We start from the raw sequence: 18,101 nt of genomic DNA on the forward strand, positions 1-18,101 counted from the left end.
GGATTGTCCTCCTTTCAACTCAACTATTGGTCTACTTTAGAAATACCCTTAACTAACACCTGCTAATCCTATATAAATGAAGAAGCAGCACATAAACTGATCGTCATAAATGTGATAAAACCGTAGAATCAATTGCGTGATTTATCATATTTATTCGAAAACATGAATTTTAGAGTCTTGTTTCGAGTGATAGTTAGTTCAATTCATTGAGGCATCTACCAGGATAAATTCCGAACAGGCACACCCTTTATTAAAGAAAGAGACCGCGACAAATGTCTCAGCCTCTCTCTTAATATGTTAGACAACAGGTTCATCTGACCATTCTTTTTTCTCTTTATACGTAACAATGGAGCCTTTTTTCTTTAATTCACGTTTTTTCAGTACATACCAGAACTGCGTTGCGATAAAGACAGAAGAATAAGTTCCTGCAATCAACCCGATCAATAGCGCAATGGAAAAATTCAAGATCGAGGTTGCACCGAAAATAATCATGGCAACAACAACGAGTACAACCGTCAGCACTGTATTCACTGATCTGCCAAGTGTCTGCCTGAGTGATTGATTGACAATCTTAGCCAGCTGTTCTTTTGACTCGATAAGCTTAAGTTTTCTCATGTTTTCTCGTATTCTGTCAAACGTAACAATCGTATCATTGATGGAATAACCAATAATGGTTAAGACCGCTGCGATAAATGTGATATCTACCTCAAGACGCAGAATGCTAAAGACTGCAATAATGAAGAAGGCATCATGAACAAGCGCTACGACTGACGCCAGAGCCATGTATAATTCAAATCGGATTGAGACGTACAAGATAATGCCAAGGGAAGCAATGGCAACAGCATAGAGCGCGTTTTCAGCCAGCTCTTCTCCAATAATCGGATCTACTGTGGAAATGTTCGGATCAGACCCGTACTTGTCTTTAAAGTAGGTTTTTATCTCTGCGATTTTATCCTGATCCAATGATTCCACGAATCTTGCGACGCCAATTTCCTGATTTTCACCGGAAATGATGATGTTGCTGGCTTCAAGATCAATCGCTGCAAGATCTTCTTCCATTACTTCCTCACTTAGAGCTGTATCAGCCAGCACGTCCATTCTTGTACCGCTTGTGAAGTCGATTCCCAGATTTAACTTGAATATGATCAGAATCGAAAGTCCTGCTACAAGGAGAATACCGGATAAAGCAAAGAATTTTTTGCGGTTCCCAACAAAATCGATTCGGTCGAATTTTGTAGGCAAGTCAAGTGCATCTACCTCTTCTTTGTAATCATTAACTTCGGAAGCCTTAACGCCGAACCAGCCTTTTTTATTATCAAGGAATTTACTTCTGACCCAAAGACTCATAAAGAGGCGCGTACCGAATACAGCGGTAATAAAACTTACAACTATACTGATTAGCAACATTGTGGCAAACCCTTTTACTGAGCTTGTTCCAAAGTAAAACAGGACGATGCCCGCTAATAATGTTGTAATATTCGCATCAAAAATGGTCCATAAAGAGGATCTGCTTCCCTCTTCGTATGCCTGTCGAACAGGCTTGCCGACTTTCAGTTCTTCTTTTATTCTTTCATAGGTAATGATATTGGCATCAATCGCCATACCGACTCCAAGGATCAGGGCAGCAATCCCAGGAAGTGTAAGGACACCATTTAACCAATCAAAAATTAATAAAATCAAATAAATATAGACCGAGAGTGTGAGTACACCGATGATTCCCGGGAAACGGTAAAAAGCAATCATAAATAAGAAAATCAGAGAAATCCCGATTATCCCAGCTAATATAGTCTGATCCATTGCCATTAAACCGAATGATGCACCAACAGAGGTAGAGTACACTTCTTCTAGTTCAACCGGAAGCGCTCCTGCATTCAGCAAATCGGCTAAATCCTGAGCTTCCTGAGGAGTGAAGCTCCCTTCAATGACCGGTGTGGTTGTTGAAATAACTTCTGAGACATTCGGTGCTGAAATGAATTTAGGTTCTTCTTTTCCCGCTTCTTCAGCGTAAGAATCTCCTTCTTCATAATCCAGCCAAATAACTAGCTTATTATTTGGAGGTCCCATTTCTAGAACTTCTTGTGTTACTTCAGCAAATTTTTGTCCGCTTTGCAATTCTAATCTGACGATAGGCTGATTTTCCTCATTAAACGTCTGAGAAGAACCACCTTCTACTAAATCGGATCCGCTCAGCATTTCGTTGTCATTTACATCTCGGAAGGTAAGATTTGCTTCAGTGGAAAGGATTTCTCTTGCCTGGTTCTGGTCTTCCACTCCTGCAAGCTGCACACGTATCCGGTTGCCGTTTTCCACTTGAATAACCGGCTCGCTTACGCCTAAAACATTTACTCTTCGATCAAGTGCCTGGGCTGTGTCGGAAACAACTTCCGGTGGAACATCCTCCCCGTCTTCACCCTTTACTTGATAAAGAACTTCAAAACCACCCTGGAGATCTAAACCCAGCTTGATATTTCCTAAAATAGTCTGGGTTGTCACCCCCATAGCGCCACCAATTAAAACTATCAGTAAGATGAAGGTGACGATTCTGCTTCTTTTTACCATTATGTATAAATCCTCCTCGAGTTTAAATGCACATTTGACTTTCATTAACCATTCCGAAGTTCTCCGTTATAACTTTAAGCGTACTGCAGGAGAATTATCCGAATTTTAACAACAAATTAATTATGAATCAGATATTATGGAGTGTCAATGGCTTTCCGTTTGATGCGTTTAAAGCGTTTCCCCGTTTTCATTTATCCCTTGTTCACCGTGCAGCAGCAGATGAAGTTCATCTTCATTTAATTTCACATTTTTTGATGAAGCCTTGTATTCATTGCGTGTGGTCCAGTTCATATAATCTCCTGAACGAATCGTAAGAACATCATTGACGACAACATGCAGGGGAATATCATTCTCTTCATTTTTCCATTTTTTCTGCACTAAATAATGCCACAGGGCCTGTTCTGTCACAGAATCGTACCCATACAAATGAAGTTCTTCTGCTTTACTTGTCAGCGCAGGACCTAACTCATTGAAAACTTCTTCAAATGAAGCATGCTTATTCATTACTCTCCCCCTATAATTGGCCTATCTTTATTTTTTCGTCATAGGCTGTCCTATTCCGAGCATATGGTTAATTGTACCGAAAAAAGTTCTCTTTGAGAAGGTGGATTGACAATTGTCTACATTTATAAAAGGAACCTTAATTCTCATCTTCGCCGCTATGCTGACTAAAGTGCTTGGGTTCATCCATCGTATGGTGCTTGCAAGAATGGTGGGAGAAGAAGGCGTCGGCCTTTATATGATGACGTTTCCTACATTAATGCTCGTGATAACAATTACTCAGCTTGGTCTGCCAGTAGCAATAGCGAAGTTTGTATCCGAAGCAACAGCAAAAAAAGAAGAACAGGTCGTCCAGCGGATATTGAACGTTTCTCTTTTGATCACCGGCACCCTTGCCCTCACCTTTACGCCTGCAATGTTTTTGCTTGCGCCATTTTTAACAGAAACCTTATTTGCAGATGACAGAACCTTTTGGCCGTTTGTTGCGATCCTTCCTATTGTCCCGATTGCCGCTTTCTCAGCAGTACTGAGAGGGTATTTTCAAGGCAAGCAGCAAATGGGCGTCACAGCAGTTGGATCGATTATTGAACAGCTTATCCGTCTTGTTCTGCTATACATACTCGTTGGCATGCTACTTCCAATGGGGATTGAATATGCTGCTGCAGGAGCTATGCTTGCCTCTATTGGAGGAGAATTATTATCTCTCGGGTATCTGTACTTCCATTTTGTTTACTCCAGAAGAAAGATTCTCAATCGCAATGCATCTGGGGTTCAGCCTGCGCGTAAGACGATTGCCAAACAGCTTCTGAGTATTGCCCTTCCTTCTACCGGAAGCCGGATGATTGGATCAATCGCCTGGTTTTTAGAACCGATTCTTGTCATGCAATGTTTGACAATGGTTGGATTTACAGCTGCATTCGCTACAAAAGAGTACGGCATGCTTACAGGATTTGTGCTGCCGCTTTTATTACTGCCTTCTTTTATAACGGTTTCACTCAGCACAGCTTTGGTCCCTGCTATCAGTGAAGCAAAAGCAAAAAATCAGTTTGTCACAGTTGAGCATCGTATTCAACAAGCGCTAAGAATTTCACTCGTTACCGGAGGGTTGTTTTCGATTCTTCTCGTGACGCATGGAACCTACCTGCTGGAGGCACTTTACCATTCCACAAATGGGGCCCCTCTTCTGCATTTCATGGCTGTTCTGTTTATATTTTATTACTATCAGGGCCCTCTACATGCCGTTTTACAGGCCTATGACGCTGCTGGTCCGGCTATGATTAACAGCTTAATTGGTGCTGTAATAAAGCTTGTAGTAATGGCTGCTCTCATGCTTCAGCCAGGGATGGGCATAACCGGTGCAGCGATTGGCATCATGGTGGGTCTTGTCATGGTCACTCTTCTTCATTTTTTTACAATGAGAAAGCTGGTTCCAATCAAAATTCCATACGCTCAGTATGGTGCTGTAGCGTTTTTAATGCTTAGTATGTATGTTCTTGAGAAAACGTTTTTCGACTCACTTCTTCCCGCTTATTTGCTGCATCCACTTGTTACGATGGTTATTCTTATCGGAACCTACCTTGTCATGGGACGTTTTTTAAATGTGATAAAACAAGAGGATTGGTCATTTTTCTCGAGCTGGAGAAAAACTAGATAGCCTGCTTTCGTCCGTACTTACAAACCATCTTCCATCTTCAAACGAACAAAAGAAAATTTTATGCAGCTGAGCGTAGCCTTCTTTTTCAAGCTCTTCTCTCAGCCAGTTTTCATCCTTGTCTATATTTGATAAATGATCATGCTGTATGATGCCATCCATCACCAGAGGAAGAGATAATTCCCCCTCTCTTCTTCCTTTTCTTAAAACGGTCAGAATCCCAGAGGGTTCCAATATCGCAAATTCAACATCATGTACATCAAAAATATCTTTTTCACGAAGCTGCTGCATTAAGTCATCGATGTTATACCGGTTTTTCCTCATTTCTTTTCTCATCAATTGTCCATGCCGAATTAGGACAGACGGCGTGCCATCCACCAAGTCTCTGAACGATTTGTTTTTCAAGGAAAACCAGGAAAGCAGTACTTGAAGAGACATAAGTAAAAGCATTGGAAACACAGCTTTAAACATATTAATGTCAGGATCTTCAATGGCAAAAACAGCCACTTCTCCTATCATCATGAACACGATTAGATCCAATAAACTCAGTTCACCTACTTCTCGTTTGCCCATCAATCGAAAAATTAACAGAATAAGACCATAAAGAATAATCGTTCTGATTCCGACTAAAAGATATTCTTCAACCAATGGCCTCATCCTTTCAAAAACGGCTTTTTTCAACTAGTATGACCTACTTTGGAGCTCACTACACAAAAAGAACAGGAGGATGGATATGTCTTCATGGCTGCAAATAGGAAAAGGAATTACGTATGGGATGATCGTCATCGCAGTTGCAGTTCTGGCGATTTCGATTATTATGGCTACTTTACTCGCGCTAACACCTTTAAAAGAACTGGAGATGACAAAGTGGCTGAATGGGTCTATGTTTGCAGTGGTGTTAACAGGCTCTATTGTAGGAGGCGCTGTGTCGAAAGTAAAAGGGCTTTTTGTAGGAGGAATAATTGGCCTTTTGATGGCTGCCCTTTCATTTCTTTTATCAGCTGAAGGCGCTCTATGGACAGCATCTTCCCTTCATGCTGCATTAACGTTATTTATTTCACTCGTTGGGGGAATTGCAGGAGTCAATCTTTTTGGAGGAAAAGGAGAAAAAGCATAATAAAAAAGCTGACGAGTTTGTTTTCCACTCGCCAGCTTTTTTGTATGGGATTACATTCCCACTTGCTTGTCTACAACTTCACGCACTGCATTGCGGTCATAAGTCAGACGGCTGCCATCGCCGCACTTCAGGATAACCTGTCCCTCGTCAAGTGCATCAATAATGCCGTGAAGGCCACCAATGGTTACAACTTTATCACCTTTTGCAAGGCTGCTTTGCATTTCAACTACCTTTTTCTGACGCTTTTGCTGCGGGCGAATCAAAAAAAGATACATTAAGGCAAACATTAAAATAAGTGGTACTAAAGTAATCAACGTTTCCATATTGCTTTAACTCCTCCTTCCTGCCGTTCAATCTATTAAAAGTTTTTTGCGTTCGGCTTATTGAAACCGTATTGTTCAAAAAACTCTTCCCGGAAATCTCCCAGGCGGTCTTCTTTGATCGCCTTGCGAACTTGCCCCATTAAGTTTATCAGAAAATGCAGGTTATGATAAGTAGTAAGTCTAATTCCGAACGTTTCTTCACATTTGATCAAATGCCTGATATAAGCGCGGCTGTAATTTTTACAGACATGACAATCACAATTAGGATCAATCGGTCCAAAATCCCGGGCATATTTTGCGTTCTTTACCACCAGTCTGCCTTCGCTTGTCATAAGTGTTCCATTGCGGGCAATTCTTGTTGGAAGTACACAGTCAAACATATCAATCCCTCTCATGGCTCCATCGATCAGAGAATCGGGTGATCCGACACCCATTAAATAACGGGGCTTATTTTCAGGCATCCATGGAGTGGTGAATTCAAGCACGCGGTTCATGACATCCTTGGGTTCTCCTACTGATAGTCCACCAACTGCATATCCCGGAAAGTCCATTGACACTAAATCCTTTGCACTTTGCTTTCGCAGCGCTTCGTATTCACCGCCCTGTATGATGCCGAAAAGACCTTGATCCTGCGGGCGCGAATGTGCTTCGAGACAGCGTTCTGCCCATCTTGTAGTCCGCTCCACTGAATCTTTCATGTATTTTTCTTCAGCAGGGTAAGGAGGGCACTCATCAAAGGCCATCATAATATCAGAGCCAAGTGCATTTTGAATTTCCATTGCTTTTTCAGGGCTTAGAAATAATTTGTCCCCGTTTATATGATTTCTGAAATGCACGCCTTCTTCCTTGATGTCCCGAAACTTGCTCAAAGAAAATACTTGAAAGCCGCCTGAATCAGTTAAAATCGGCTTATTCCAGTTCATAAACTTGTGCAGGCCGCCAGCTTCTTTAATAATATCGTGACCCGGGCGAAGCCATAAATGGTAGGTGTTGCTTAAAATAATTCCAGCGCCAAGTTCGGTTAAATCTTCAGGAGACATTGTTTTTACAGTCGCCATAGTCCCGACCGGCATAAAAGCCGGTGTTTCAAAGGAACCATGAGGTGTATGAACAATGCCGAGCCTCGCTCCCGTTTGCTTACATGTTTTTATATGTTCATAGCGAATAGCTGTCAATTGTTTAACTTCCCTTCTATTTTATTAGCATCGCATCGCCGAAACTGAAGAAGCGATATTTTTCCTTTACTGCTTCTTGATAGGCTAAAAGCGTCTCATCTTGTCCTGCAAGTGCACTGACGAGCATAATCAGCGTCGACTTAGGCAAATGAAAATTAGTCAGCAGTGCATCCACTGCCTTGAAAGTATAGCCAGGATAAATAAAAATATTTGTCCATCCGCTTGATGCACGGAACAAACCATCCGAATCGGCAATTGTCTCAAGCGTTCTTGTAGATGTTGTTCCAACCGTAATAATTTTACCGCCAGATTTACGCACTTGATTCAGTAATTGAGCAGTTTCTTCATTTAACTGGTAGTATTCACTATGCATATCGTGTTCTTCAATGGAATCAACCGATACAGGGCGGAACGTTCCAAGCCCAACATGCAGGGTGATAAAGGCGATGTTTACACCTTTTTGCTTTAATGTCTCGAGCAGCTCATCTGTAAAATGCAGCCCTGCAGTCGGAGCAGCGGCTGAACCTCTTTCTTTAGCAAAAACTGTCTGATACCGGTCCCTGTCATCCAGTTTTTCTTTTATATAAGGGGGCAGCGGCATATCACCTAAATGATCAAGCAATTCATAAAAGATCCCCTCATACGAAAACTCCATTATTCTTGAACCTTGCTCTCCAATAGATGTGCAGACCGCCTTAAGCTCTCCGTCACCAAACACAACCGTTGTTCCAACTTTTATTCGTTTAGCCGGCTTGGCAAGTGTTTCCCACTGATCACCGTTCACTTGTTTCAAGAGAAGCAATTCAATGGCGGCACCCGTATTTTCCTTTTCTCCAATTAAACGGGCAGGCAATACTTTGGTGTCATTTAAAACAAGGCAATCTCCTTTTTGAAGATAGGATTCAATGGAGCGAAACGACTCGTGTGAAATGCCGCCCGTTTGTTTATCAAGCACCATTAAGCGGCTCGAAGTCCGATCCTGCAGCGGCACCTGAGCGATCAGTTCTTCAGGCAAATAAAAGTCAAAATCATTTATATTCAATATCTTTACTCCTATCTTTAGCGAAAGCGACCGATAATAAAGAAAATTCCAGTTAAAATTACACTGATGAGAATCGATGTAACAATTGGAAAATAAATGGTCATATTTTCACGTTTTATAACAAAATCGCCGGGCAGCCTGCCCAGCTTAATAAATTGCATCAAAAATCCTGCTGCAAGAAGCACGGCCCCAATAAGCATAATGGTTTTTGGAATGGTCATTGCGGCATCTCCAGTTTAAAATGCTGATATACTTTATCCGTTACCATTCTTCCTCTTGGGGTGCGCTGCAGAAATCCAATTTGCAGCAAATAAGGTTCATAAACATCTTCAATTGTAGCAGATTCTTCCCCAATACTTGCAGCGATGGTATCGAGCCCCACAGGACCGCCCTTGAATCGGTCAATTATGGCGCGAAGGAGTTTATGGTCAATGTGATCGAGTCCAAGCTGGTCCACTTGAAGAAGCTCTAAAGATTCCTGGGCAATCGGAAAGGTAATGGCCCCTTCTGCTCTGACTTGGGCAAAATCCCGCACCCTTTTTAATAATCGATTGGCAATACGAGGTGTTCCACGCGACCTTCTCGCTATTTCAAGTGCACCCTCGCGATCGATTTCTGTTTGGAAAATACTTGATGTTCTCTCAACGATCGTCACCAAATCTTTTTCTTCGTAATATTCAAGCCTGCTTAAAACACCGAAGCGGTCCCGTAAAGGCGCGGAGATAGCTCCAGCTCTTGTCGTGGCACCTACTAGCGTGAACGGTGGAAGATCCAGCCGGACTGAACGCGCACTTGGCCCGGTGCCTATCACAATATCAAGGCAAAAATCCTCCATGGCCGGGTATAGGACTTCCTCAATTGCTCTTGGCAGACGGTGGATTTCATCAATAAATAACACATCGCCAGGTTCGAGTGACGACAAAATGGCTGCCAGATCTCCGGGCCGTTCAATAGCCGGGCCTGCGGTCGTACGCATATTTACGCCCATTTCATTCGCAATAACAGCAGCCAGTGTCGTTTTCCCAAGACCAGGAGGACCATAGAGGAGAACATGGTCAAGTGTTTCTTCTCTGTTTCTTGCAGCCTGTATAAAAATCTCCAGATTGCTTTTAACACGGTCCTGTCCAATATATGTCTCAAGAAGCTGCGGCCGCAGCGTTTGTTCAAACGATTGTTCTTCAGTATTTTCCGCTTCGCTTGATAGAATCCGGTCTTCCATTCTACGATCCCCCTCCGCTTTCTCGTTTTGTTACGAAAGCTTCAGCATCAGCTGCAATCCTTTTTTAATGTATTCATCCGTCGTTAAGGTTTCTTTCCGCAGTGTCGGTTCCAATTTCTTTACTTCCCGCTCTGAATAACCGAGTGCTTTTAAAGCAAGCAGCGCTTCTTCCAGCTCTTTTTTATCTGTGAAGGTGTTCCGGTCAGGATCTGCAAAAAGGTTAGGAAAATAATCAGGCACCACATCTTGAAGTTTTCCTTTTAAATCCAGAATCATTTGTCTGGCTGTTTTCTTTCCTACGCCTGGAAATTTCGTTAAAAAGGTCTCGTTTTCGTCTTCAATGGCTTGTATCACTTGCTCCGGCGCACCGGATGCCAAGATAGCCAGCGCCCCTTTTGGTCCAATTCCTGAAACATTGAGAAGTTTCATAAATAGCAGTTTTTCCTCCATGGAGGGAAAGCCAAACAGGGAGATCTGATCTTCACGTACATGCTGATAAATGAAAATTTGTGCAGATTGACCCTGTTTTTGCGACATAACAAAGGGATTAGGCATAAACAGCTGGTAGCCAATCCCCTGGTGGTCCAGCACAATATATTCCGTACTTATGTATGCAATTTCGCCTTTTATGTATTCATACATTACATTTTCGCTCCTTCAAGTCCATTCTTCATTGTATCATATTTTTACCTTCAAATAATTTTATGAATTTGTGACAGTTAAACAAAACGTCTGTTCTTATCTTAACAGACCTTTTTGTTTACTTCATCAAGAATGACCTAAAATAAAAAAACAACCGGCATGGAAAGTCGGCTGTTTTAAGGTGATACAGAGCTATATCCACTGAAAATGGTAAGAGGTGACAACTCGGGTACTTGAGATCTGAAAACCACTTCTTCTTTTGACATGTTAACAAGTTGCCAGGCTGTATATTTTGCCCAGAAATCCTCCATGGATTGTACGTTTTCAGTTCGGGTTTCCACTTTTTTATCTCCATCCTCGTAGATGGTTTCAAGCGTTACGAATATCGAATGGTCTGCTTCTGCATAGGCAGAGTGATGAGTAAACCCAAGTGCTGTAAATAAGATAAAACTCGTGAGAATCAATTTGCTTGCAGCTTTTTTCAATTCGAACACCTCCTTAAGAGTAGTGTCCCTATTCAGTGACTGCATTATACATAAAAAGGCAATACGGCTATGACATTTTTGTCATTAATCCTTTTAAATTTTCCATGTTCTCATGTTCCCATTTTTCATCATAGCCGATACGAAGCCCCCGATCCAATCCCTGAGCTGCGCGGTAGGTTGCTTTATCCTGTGACACATAGATGTGAAATTCATCTCCAACCTGCTCCCTGACCACATTATAAACTTCCTCTTCTACATCTTGTTCATTTGAGTGCGTGACTGCAGCGGCGATTTCATTATCATGCACAATCACTTTGACATAGTCCACACCCTCTATTTTTTTTACCAATTCCGCCAGGTGATCTGAAATTTCCCCCTGATGAATTTCATCCCTCGCTCCTGAATTCTGTACCCACAAACCATCCAGCTCAGCTATGTCCCGGTCTTCGTTCTGATCAAACCGATCGTTTTCTCTTGAAAGCACGGGTGGCTGCTGATGGGGGTCTACACCTTTATAGTCTGCATAGCAGCCTGAAATCATAAACGTCATTAATAAAAGTCCCGCATATTTTTTCATTTGATTGCCCTCCATTTGTTTATGGATAGCTTTTGATAAAATGTGCGGGTTCATTCGCTCAGGATCTCTCCAAATATTGTCGATTCAAATTATGTAAAAAGAAGACGTAGTAACCGTCTTCTCTATTTGATAAGATCAGGATTCATACCGTTCTTTGTTCATCATTTTAAACAATTGGTTTACTCGTCTTGTTCCTCATAAAAACGCGGCATCGGCTGCATCATGCCAGGCATTCCGTATGGTTCAAATCCCTGTCCGCTCATCATTCCGGGACCTTGATTCATCATAGTTGGATCCATTCCCTGGCCACTCATCATTCCAGGCATACCTTGACCGTTCATCATAGGCATTCCCTGTCCGTTCATCATAGGCATTCCTTGCCCATTCATCATAGGCATCCCTTGCCAGTTCATCATATCCTGACTTCCACTCATCCCCTGGTCAGGTTGGCCCATTTGCGGCATATTCCCCATGCCCATAAAAGGTTGATTCATTCCAGGCCCAGGTCCATAGCCCATATGCGGATGGTTGCCGTAAGGCATTGGCTGACCCCATTGATTCATTTGATGCATAGGGTGATGATTCATATTGTTTCCACAGCCGCACGGTTTCTTCATATGCTGGCCTGCACCGGCTGTCTGTTGTGGATTCCATTGAGACATTTCCATGCAATCCTGAGGCGGTGGCGGCATCATTTGAGCTCCCTGCACCTGAGGATGATGCATCATAGCGTGATCTTGATGCATTTCATGATGCGGGTGAGGCATCATTTGAGTTCCTTGAACTTGAGGCATGCCCATTGGATGTGGAAATGGATAATCAAAACCATCTCCCGGCATAACAGGTGTAACCGGGTGACAATCTTCCGGCATCTGCGGCATCATGCCTTCTTGAGTTCCTTTAACTGCAGGTTTTTCTTTCATTTCATTTTTAACTTCCTTTTTTACTTCTTTTTTAGGTGAAGGTGCTTTAGGCAGCTCCGGTGCCGGAATATGAGGCATCGGCATCGGCATTGGCATAGGCTGCTGCTGCTTATAGTGTGGCTGAGACTGATGCAATTGCAGGTTGTACGTTTGATGGATATCAATTTCCGGCTGCATCATTATTGGCTTTTGCTGTGGAATTGGCATCGGCATGGGTTGATACTGCATTTTTGGCTTTTGATCCATATAAGGATGCTCAACCACTGATTCTTTTACAACCGTCTCCTTAACAACCACTTCTTTCTTAGCCTTACTGTTGGATGGCACTTTGATTTTCATGCCAGGCATAATCATATCCGGGTTAGAAAGCTGCGTATTCGCTGCTTTAAGCTCTTCAAAAGAAACATTATATTTTTTGGCAATATTCCATAATGTATCTCCTTTTTGGACAACATGAATCTTCACACTATTCCCTCCTCTATAGATCATTCTTTATATCCTATGATTAACGCGGATATTTGCCACTTTTTTATCTAACAAAAGGGGCATTATGATACAATAACGACAAACATTTTCATGAAAGAGGTTGGATTAATGCCAAGGGACCGGAAAATAAATGGGGAAATCCGAAGACAGAAGATTTTAGATACGCTAAAAAACTCTCAGTCCCCTATAACGGGAGGAGAACTTGCTTCAAGTACGAATGTCAGCAGACAGGTGATTGTAAGTGATATAACATTATTAAAAGCGAAGCAGGAGCCTATACTTGCAACCAGTCAGGGCTATTTGTTTATGCCGCAGCAGCCACAAAACGCAAAAGTTGCTAAAACCATTGTATGCCGTCATACACCAGAGCAGTCGGAAGAAGAAATGATGATGATTGTCCAAGGCGGCGCATCTATTATTAATGTTTCCATCGAGCATCCCGTTTATGGAGATTTAACGGCCTCCATGATGCTGCATACAGTGACAGACGTTAAGAATTTTATGAATAAAATCAATTCAACTGATGCCTCTTTTTTGTCTCAATTAACCGACGGTATCCATCTTCATGAGATTGAAGCCGAATCAGAAGCCATCCTCCATAAGATCGAGGACACTCTTGATGAAGCCGGCATCCTTGTGAAGGATTAACCCATTCCATCAAAAAAAAGCCGCCGAATCATCCGGAGTTTGCGGATGATTCGGCGGCTTTTTAAGTTTACTCGCAGCCTGCAGAGTTTTTTCTCAGCAGTTTTAATTGGCAGGGATTGAGTATTTATGATAGCTGCCGAGCACTTTAACTGTACAGCCGAGGGCTTCGAGTTCATCAATAGCCCCTTTCATTAACACGCCTTCCATTGCCTGTTCAACATCTATTATAAAAAAATAATTGCCTAATCCCGTTTTAAGGGGACGTGATTCTATTTTGCTTAAATTCAAATGACGCCATGAAAAAGCTGAAAGTACCTGATGCAGCTTCCCTGGCCGGTCATCTGAAGGGAGCGTAACCATGAGAGTTGATTTTTGGGATCCACCTTCTAGAGTCAGCCGGTCTGCTGAAGCCTCGCGTGACAGCACAACAAAACGAGTATGATTGAAATGAAAATCATGTATGTTTTCTTCCACAATCGTTAATCCATATGTACGCGCTGCCAGAGCGTTGCCAATTGCACCTGCATTTTCATCCGGATGCTCACTGACATACTGAGCTGCCGCGGCTGTTGATGTCGATGGCTGCAGCGTTTTGCCTCTGAAACGGTAATAAAGATACTTATGGCATTGTGCAAGCGCATGAGAATGAGACATGATTTTGCTTACATCCTCCCATCTCGAATAATTAGATGGATGTACCATCAAATGCTGTTCGATTGGGGACACAAGTTCTGCTGTAATATGCACGTCCACATCATGGAAAAGGTAATCAACTGTAATAGGAACAGATCCTTCAAGAGCATTTTCGAGCGGAACTACTGCTCTGTCTACCTGAGATGCAGTCAGGGCTTCCAGGCAATCAGGAATGGTATCATATGAAGCAAGTTCGTCCTTTGCAAAGGCTTTCTTTACTGCATGGTGCGTAAAAGAAGCAACAGGTCCTAAATATGCGATTTTCATCTGATCACCTCTTTTAAATGGTTAAGCACCTGATCCAAGCACTTCAACTTTTTCCACAAACTCAAGACGCTTCAGTCTTGACATCATTTCATCCAGGGATACCGCCATATCGGTTACATTCAGTGATAAAGTCACATTCGCTCTTCCCTGCAGCGGAATTGTCTGATGAATCGTTAAAATATTACACTGACAGGAAGCCACAACACCAAGGAGTTCCGACAGAGTGCCCGATCGATCCTCCAAATAAAAAAAGAGCGTAATGATCTGCTCCTTTACCACTGTATGAAAAGGAAAAACCGTATCGCGATATTTATAAAAAGCACTTCGACTAAGATCGACTTGCCTCACCGCTTCCCATACCGAATCGGCTTTTCCACGCTCAAGCAATTCTTTTGCGTCGAGCGTTTTTTTCATGGCTTCAGGAAGAATATCTTCCCTGACCAGATAAAATTTTTCATCCAGTATCTTTTTTGTCACCTTCTTCACTCCTATGTTTAGGTCTAATTAATCTACAAAATCAAATTCAAATTCAACGATTTTAACAGTATCACCATTTTCCGCTCCACGGTCGCGCAAAGCGTCATCAATACCCATTGCTCGAAGCTGACGGGCAAAACGGCGAATGGATTCTTCCCGGCTGAAATCTGTCATCTTAAACAGACGCTCAATCGAATCACCGGTAATAACAAAGCTGCCATCCGAATCACGGGAAATTTTAAACTCTTCCTGGACTCCATCATGTTTGTATAAAACACGGTTAATGGTCTCATCCACTTCTGCCTCTTGCAGCGGGAATTCAGGTGTTTGTTCGATGAGATCCGCAACAGTGTAAATTAAATCTTTTAATCCTTGTCTTGAAATGGCAGAGATCGGAAACACTTTGACGTCCGGGCCCATCTTCTCCATGAAGATTTTCAAGTTTTCTTCAGATTCCGGCATATCCATTTTGTTGGCGACAACAACTTGAGGCCGTTCTGTTAGACGAAGATTGTATTCTTTTAATTCATTGTTAATCGTCACATAATCCTCATACGGATCACGTCCTTCAAGGGAGGACATATCCACAACATGGACAATTACACGTGTGCGTTCTATATGACGCAAAAACTGATGACCGAGTCCGACGCCTGTATGAGCGCCTTCAATTAAACCTGGCAGATCCGCCATGACAAAGCTTCTGCCGTCCTCTGATTCCACCATCCCTAAATTCGGGGCAATCGTAGTAAAATGATATTCTGCAATTTTAGGCTTCGCAGAAGAAACAACAGAGAGCAGTGTAGATTTTCCTACACTTGGGAAACCAACCAGTCCAACATCTGCCAATAGCTTAAGCTCCATGATTACTTCGCGTTCCTGTCCAGGTTCTCCTTTTTCAGAAAGCTCAGGTGCAGGGTTGGCAGGTGTAGCAAAACGGGAATTCCCGCGGCCTCCACGACCACCTTTGGCAATGATAGCCTGCTGGCCATGCTCGGTTAAATCGGCGATTACTTCCCCGCTGGCTTCATCTTTTACGACTGTGCCGGGCGGAACTTTGACGATCATATGCTGGGCGCCACGGCCGTGCTGATTTTTCGACATGCCATTGTCACCTTTAGGCGCTTTAAAATGGCGCTGATACCGAAAGTCCATGAGTGTTCTTAATCCTTCTTCAACGATAAAAATAACATTCGCACCCTGGCCTCCGTCTCCGCCAGCCGGACCGCCTTTTGGTACATATTTTTCTCGGCGGAATGCAACCATTCCATCTCCGCCGTCTCCACCTTTTACATAAATCTTAACCTGATCAACAAACATATGTGATCCTCCTTATTTCTCTATCTTTCCTGCTGCATTGCCCAAGTGAATGAAGTCTCTACGATAAATGATTCGTTAGAGTATTCATTCCATTTTAACTGAGGCCCTTCCGATACAGCCAATGCCTCAATCGGCGATGAACTTAATGGTCCGCCTTCATATTCTAGTGTTATAAAGAAAGACAAATTTCCTTCATCCACTTGAAAAATCAAATATAATTCATTATTTGCACGAGCTGGAACCATTGTTTCTATTTTGCCAACAACGTTCCTTAACCATGTAAAGATAGGAGAATCCATTTCATTAGGAATTTTCCCATGATTCAAAAGCTCAAATTTCAAGCAAAGATCAGACCGCCGTCTCCAATTGTAGGTTAACAGCCATTCACATAGCATTGGAGCTCCAAGTAAAGACAGCTGAGCTTCCTGCCTGGCTTCAATAATTATTTCTTCGATAACTTCTTTCGCGCGATCAATATTCTCTAATTCCAAATTGCCCTTAATCATTTGTAAACGATTCATCCAATCATGTCGACTGTGCTGAAGCAATTCAAGTGCATGAGCTGCATCCTTCATCAGCATCCTCCTACCATCACCAATTTCCTGTACTTAAGTATACCAAAACCTTAGCTGGACTTCTAAAAAAAGTTGCCTCCTCCTGCTGTTAAAAGAATTCTTATCACATGATGGATAAGAGTGCTTTTAGCAGCAGGAACCGAACACTTTGGCATGAAATAAATAAACAAGACCGGTCACTATATCAAGCATCCTATTCAGTACAAAAATCCATCCATTGCACTGAGATTTTAGCATTAGTGAATGGCATCTGAGCTGAAAAAAAAGAAAACTCTAACCGAATACGGCCAGAGTTTCTTATACCTTACGCTTCCTGAACAACAGGATATACGCTGACTTTTTTCTTATCGCGGCCAACACGCTCGTAGCGTACTACGCCGTCTGCTTTAGCGAAAAGAGTGTCATCGCCTCCGCGTCCTACGTTGGTTCCAGGATAAATCTTAGTTCCACGCTGACGGAAAAGGATAGAACCACCTGTAACAAACTGTCCATCCGCACTCTTCGCGCCTAGACGCTTTGAGATTGAATCACGACCGTTCTTAGTAGAACCTACTCCTTTTTTCGATGCGAAAAATTGAAGATCTAATCTTAACATTTACTCCACCTCCCACTTATTTGAAGGTTATTTTAATATATTGACCATACTCACGTTCAATCGTTTGCAACGATACGATCATTCCTTCAAGTAATAACTGAACCCGCTCATCATCAGCCGGTTCGGTATTAGAAGGGAAATCAATTCGCAAGTAGCCTCCATCAGGGGATTGTTCGATGACCGGTTCTGCAGCAGTGAGTGCATAGACTGCATTCACAGCTCCAAATGATACAGCAGAAGCTCCGGCACAAACCAGATCTTTTCCTGACTCATCCCAGTCAGCATGTCCATCCATCTGAAAAGCTTTTATACGTTTACCGTCACGCTCAATGATCACTTGTATCATATCATCCAACCTTATGCGTTGATTTTGCCAATCACGACTTTCGTGTATGGTTGACGATGACCTAGTTTACGATGTTGGTTTTTCTTTGGCTTGTATTTGAAAACAGTGATCTTTTTAGCACGACCCTGCTTTTCAACAGTACCTGTTACAGTTGCTCCATCCACTAATGGACTACCAACTTTCACATCACTTCCGCCTACGAATAAAACCTTGTCAAATGTTACTTCTTCACCAGCTTCAAAATTCAGCTTTTCGATGTAAACTTCTTGACCTTCAACAACTTTAATTTGCTTGCCGCCAGTTTCAATAATTGCGTACATTCTCTTGCACCTCCTTAAATCACTCAGACTCGCCATCTAACAGGTGATCTTAACGATACTTAAACCTGTAATGCGCGGTTGTAGCACGGGTGCTACAAACAGTAACATATGAATGTTATCATAAATGAATTGGTCATGTCAACGTATTTTCGACAGATTGAAT

22 protein-coding genes and 1 other annotated feature are annotated in these 18,101 nt (G+C 42.4%); of the genes, 3 read left to right on the forward strand and 19 right to left on the reverse strand.

Annotated features, from left to right (window positions below; genetic code table 11):
• Nucleotides 1-297 precede the first annotated feature (297 nt).
• Together secDF and KR50_RS13345 are read right to left on the reverse strand one after the other, a co-directional pair.
• Nucleotides 298-2,559 (reverse strand): protein translocase subunit SecDF, encoded by a 2,262-nt coding sequence (gene secDF / locus KR50_RS13340; protein ID WP_041059632.1) that lies wholly within the window; start codon nucleotides 2,557-2,559, stop codon nucleotides 298-300.
• 168 nt (nucleotides 2,560-2,727) lie between these two features.
• A complete protein-coding gene (locus tag KR50_RS13345; protein WP_052477105.1) occupies nucleotides 2,728-3,063 on the reverse strand; it encodes a post-transcriptional regulator in 336 nt (111 codons plus the stop codon).
• A 112-nt stretch (nucleotides 3,064-3,175) separates the two neighbouring features.
• On the opposite strand from KR50_RS13345, the gene spoVB reads away from it, so the two are divergent.
• Entirely contained in the window at nucleotides 3,176-4,714 is a 1,539-nt protein-coding gene (gene spoVB, locus KR50_RS13350; protein ID WP_041059635.1) for a stage V sporulation protein B, read from the forward strand.
• Here the strand turns inward: spoVB and KR50_RS13355 are convergent.
• Nucleotides 4,682-5,359: a DUF421 domain-containing protein gene (locus KR50_RS13355; RefSeq protein WP_232304283.1), complete on the reverse strand. Its 678-nt coding sequence runs from the start codon at nucleotides 5,357-5,359 to the stop codon at nucleotides 4,682-4,684. The genes spoVB and KR50_RS13355 overlap by 33 nt on opposite strands.
• Nucleotides 5,360-5,444: 85 nt before the next feature.
• Between KR50_RS13355 and KR50_RS13360 the strand changes: the two genes are divergently transcribed.
• A complete protein-coding gene (locus tag KR50_RS13360; protein ID WP_041059638.1) occupies nucleotides 5,445-5,828 on the forward strand; it encodes a TIGR04086 family membrane protein in 384 nt (127 codons plus the stop codon).
• 50 nt (nucleotides 5,829-5,878) lie between these two features.
• Here KR50_RS13360 and yajC read toward each other — a convergent pair whose 3' ends face one another.
• From yajC to safA, 9 genes are all read right to left on the reverse strand, one after another.
• Nucleotides 5,879-6,151 (reverse strand): preprotein translocase subunit YajC, encoded by a 273-nt coding sequence (gene yajC, locus KR50_RS13365; protein WP_041059641.1) that lies wholly within the window; start codon nucleotides 6,149-6,151, stop codon nucleotides 5,879-5,881.
• A gap of 35 nt (nucleotides 6,152-6,186) precedes the next feature.
• Entirely contained in the window at nucleotides 6,187-7,326 is a 1,140-nt protein-coding gene (gene tgt, locus KR50_RS13370; protein ID WP_041059644.1) for a tRNA guanosine(34) transglycosylase Tgt, read from the reverse strand.
• A 16-nt stretch (nucleotides 7,327-7,342) separates the two neighbouring features.
• Entirely contained in the window at nucleotides 7,343-8,368 is a 1,026-nt protein-coding gene (gene queA / locus KR50_RS13375) for a tRNA preQ1(34) S-adenosylmethionine ribosyltransferase-isomerase QueA (protein WP_041059646.1), read from the reverse strand.
• A gap of 17 nt (nucleotides 8,369-8,385) precedes the next feature.
• A complete protein-coding gene (locus KR50_RS13380; protein ID WP_052477107.1) occupies nucleotides 8,386-8,589 on the reverse strand; it encodes a DUF2905 domain-containing protein in 204 nt (67 codons plus the stop codon).
• On the reverse strand, nucleotides 8,586-9,587 hold the full coding sequence (ruvB, locus tag KR50_RS13385; RefSeq protein ID WP_041059649.1) for a Holliday junction branch migration DNA helicase RuvB: 1,002 nt from the start codon (nucleotides 9,585-9,587) through the stop codon (nucleotides 8,586-8,588). The genes KR50_RS13380 and ruvB overlap by 4 nt, the downstream gene beginning before the upstream one ends.
• Before the next feature lie 30 nt (nucleotides 9,588-9,617).
• A complete protein-coding gene (gene ruvA, locus KR50_RS13390) occupies nucleotides 9,618-10,229 on the reverse strand; it encodes a Holliday junction branch migration protein RuvA (protein WP_041059652.1) in 612 nt (203 codons plus the stop codon).
• Between the two features lie 176 nt (nucleotides 10,230-10,405).
• Nucleotides 10,406-10,714: a BofC N-terminal domain-containing protein gene (locus KR50_RS13395; protein WP_052477108.1), complete on the reverse strand. Its 309-nt coding sequence runs from the start codon at nucleotides 10,712-10,714 to the stop codon at nucleotides 10,406-10,408.
• 67 nt (nucleotides 10,715-10,781) lie between these two features.
• A complete protein-coding gene (locus KR50_RS13400; protein ID WP_041059656.1) occupies nucleotides 10,782-11,291 on the reverse strand; it encodes a YhcN/YlaJ family sporulation lipoprotein in 510 nt (169 codons plus the stop codon).
• Between the two features lie 179 nt (nucleotides 11,292-11,470).
• Entirely contained in the window at nucleotides 11,471-12,679 is a 1,209-nt protein-coding gene (safA, locus tag KR50_RS18755; RefSeq protein ID WP_052477109.1) for a SafA/ExsA family spore coat assembly protein, read from the reverse strand.
• Nucleotides 12,680-12,808: 129 nt separating this feature from the next.
• Between safA and KR50_RS13410 the strand changes: the two genes are divergently transcribed.
• Nucleotides 12,809-13,348: a transcription repressor NadR gene (locus tag KR50_RS13410; RefSeq protein ID WP_041059659.1), complete on the forward strand. Its 540-nt coding sequence runs from the start codon at nucleotides 12,809-12,811 to the stop codon at nucleotides 13,346-13,348.
• Between the two features lie 102 nt (nucleotides 13,349-13,450).
• On the opposite strand, the gene pheA is transcribed toward KR50_RS13410, so the two are convergent.
• From pheA to rplU, 7 genes are all read right to left on the reverse strand, one after another.
• Nucleotides 13,451-14,308, reverse strand: a complete 858-nt coding sequence (pheA, locus tag KR50_RS13415) for a prephenate dehydratase (RefSeq protein WP_041059661.1) — start codon at nucleotides 14,306-14,308, stop codon at nucleotides 13,451-13,453.
• Nucleotides 14,309-14,329: 21 nt separating this feature from the next.
• Nucleotides 14,330-14,785, reverse strand: a complete 456-nt coding sequence (locus tag KR50_RS13420; RefSeq protein ID WP_041059665.1) for an ACT domain-containing protein — start codon at nucleotides 14,783-14,785, stop codon at nucleotides 14,330-14,332.
• Nucleotides 14,786-14,812: 27 nt separating this feature from the next.
• Complete coding sequence (gene obgE / locus KR50_RS13425) at nucleotides 14,813-16,102, reverse strand: GTPase ObgE (RefSeq protein ID WP_041059668.1); 1,290 nt, start codon at nucleotides 16,100-16,102, stop codon at nucleotides 14,813-14,815.
• A 20-nt stretch (nucleotides 16,103-16,122) separates the two neighbouring features.
• Entirely contained in the window at nucleotides 16,123-16,677 is a 555-nt protein-coding gene (locus KR50_RS18010; protein ID WP_052477110.1) for a Spo0B domain-containing protein, read from the reverse strand.
• Between the two features lie 304 nt (nucleotides 16,678-16,981).
• Entirely contained in the window at nucleotides 16,982-17,272 is a 291-nt protein-coding gene (rpmA, locus tag KR50_RS13435) for a 50S ribosomal protein L27 (RefSeq protein ID WP_041059671.1), read from the reverse strand.
• A 16-nt stretch (nucleotides 17,273-17,288) separates the two neighbouring features.
• Nucleotides 17,289-17,618, reverse strand: a complete 330-nt coding sequence (locus KR50_RS13440) for a ribosomal-processing cysteine protease Prp (RefSeq protein WP_041059674.1) — start codon at nucleotides 17,616-17,618, stop codon at nucleotides 17,289-17,291.
• Between the two features lie 11 nt (nucleotides 17,619-17,629).
• Nucleotides 17,630-17,938 (reverse strand): 50S ribosomal protein L21, encoded by a 309-nt coding sequence (gene rplU, locus KR50_RS13445; protein ID WP_041059677.1) that lies wholly within the window; start codon nucleotides 17,936-17,938, stop codon nucleotides 17,630-17,632.
• 15 nt (nucleotides 17,939-17,953) lie between these two features.
• Nucleotides 17,954-18,028: a sequence feature (ribosomal protein L21 leader region), on the reverse strand.
• Nucleotides 18,029-18,101: the final 73 nt, after the last annotated feature.

The sequence above is a fragment of the Jeotgalibacillus campisalis genome (assembly GCF_000829515.1).
Lineage (GTDB): Bacteria > Bacillota > Bacilli > Bacillales > Jeotgalibacillaceae > Jeotgalibacillus > Jeotgalibacillus campisalis.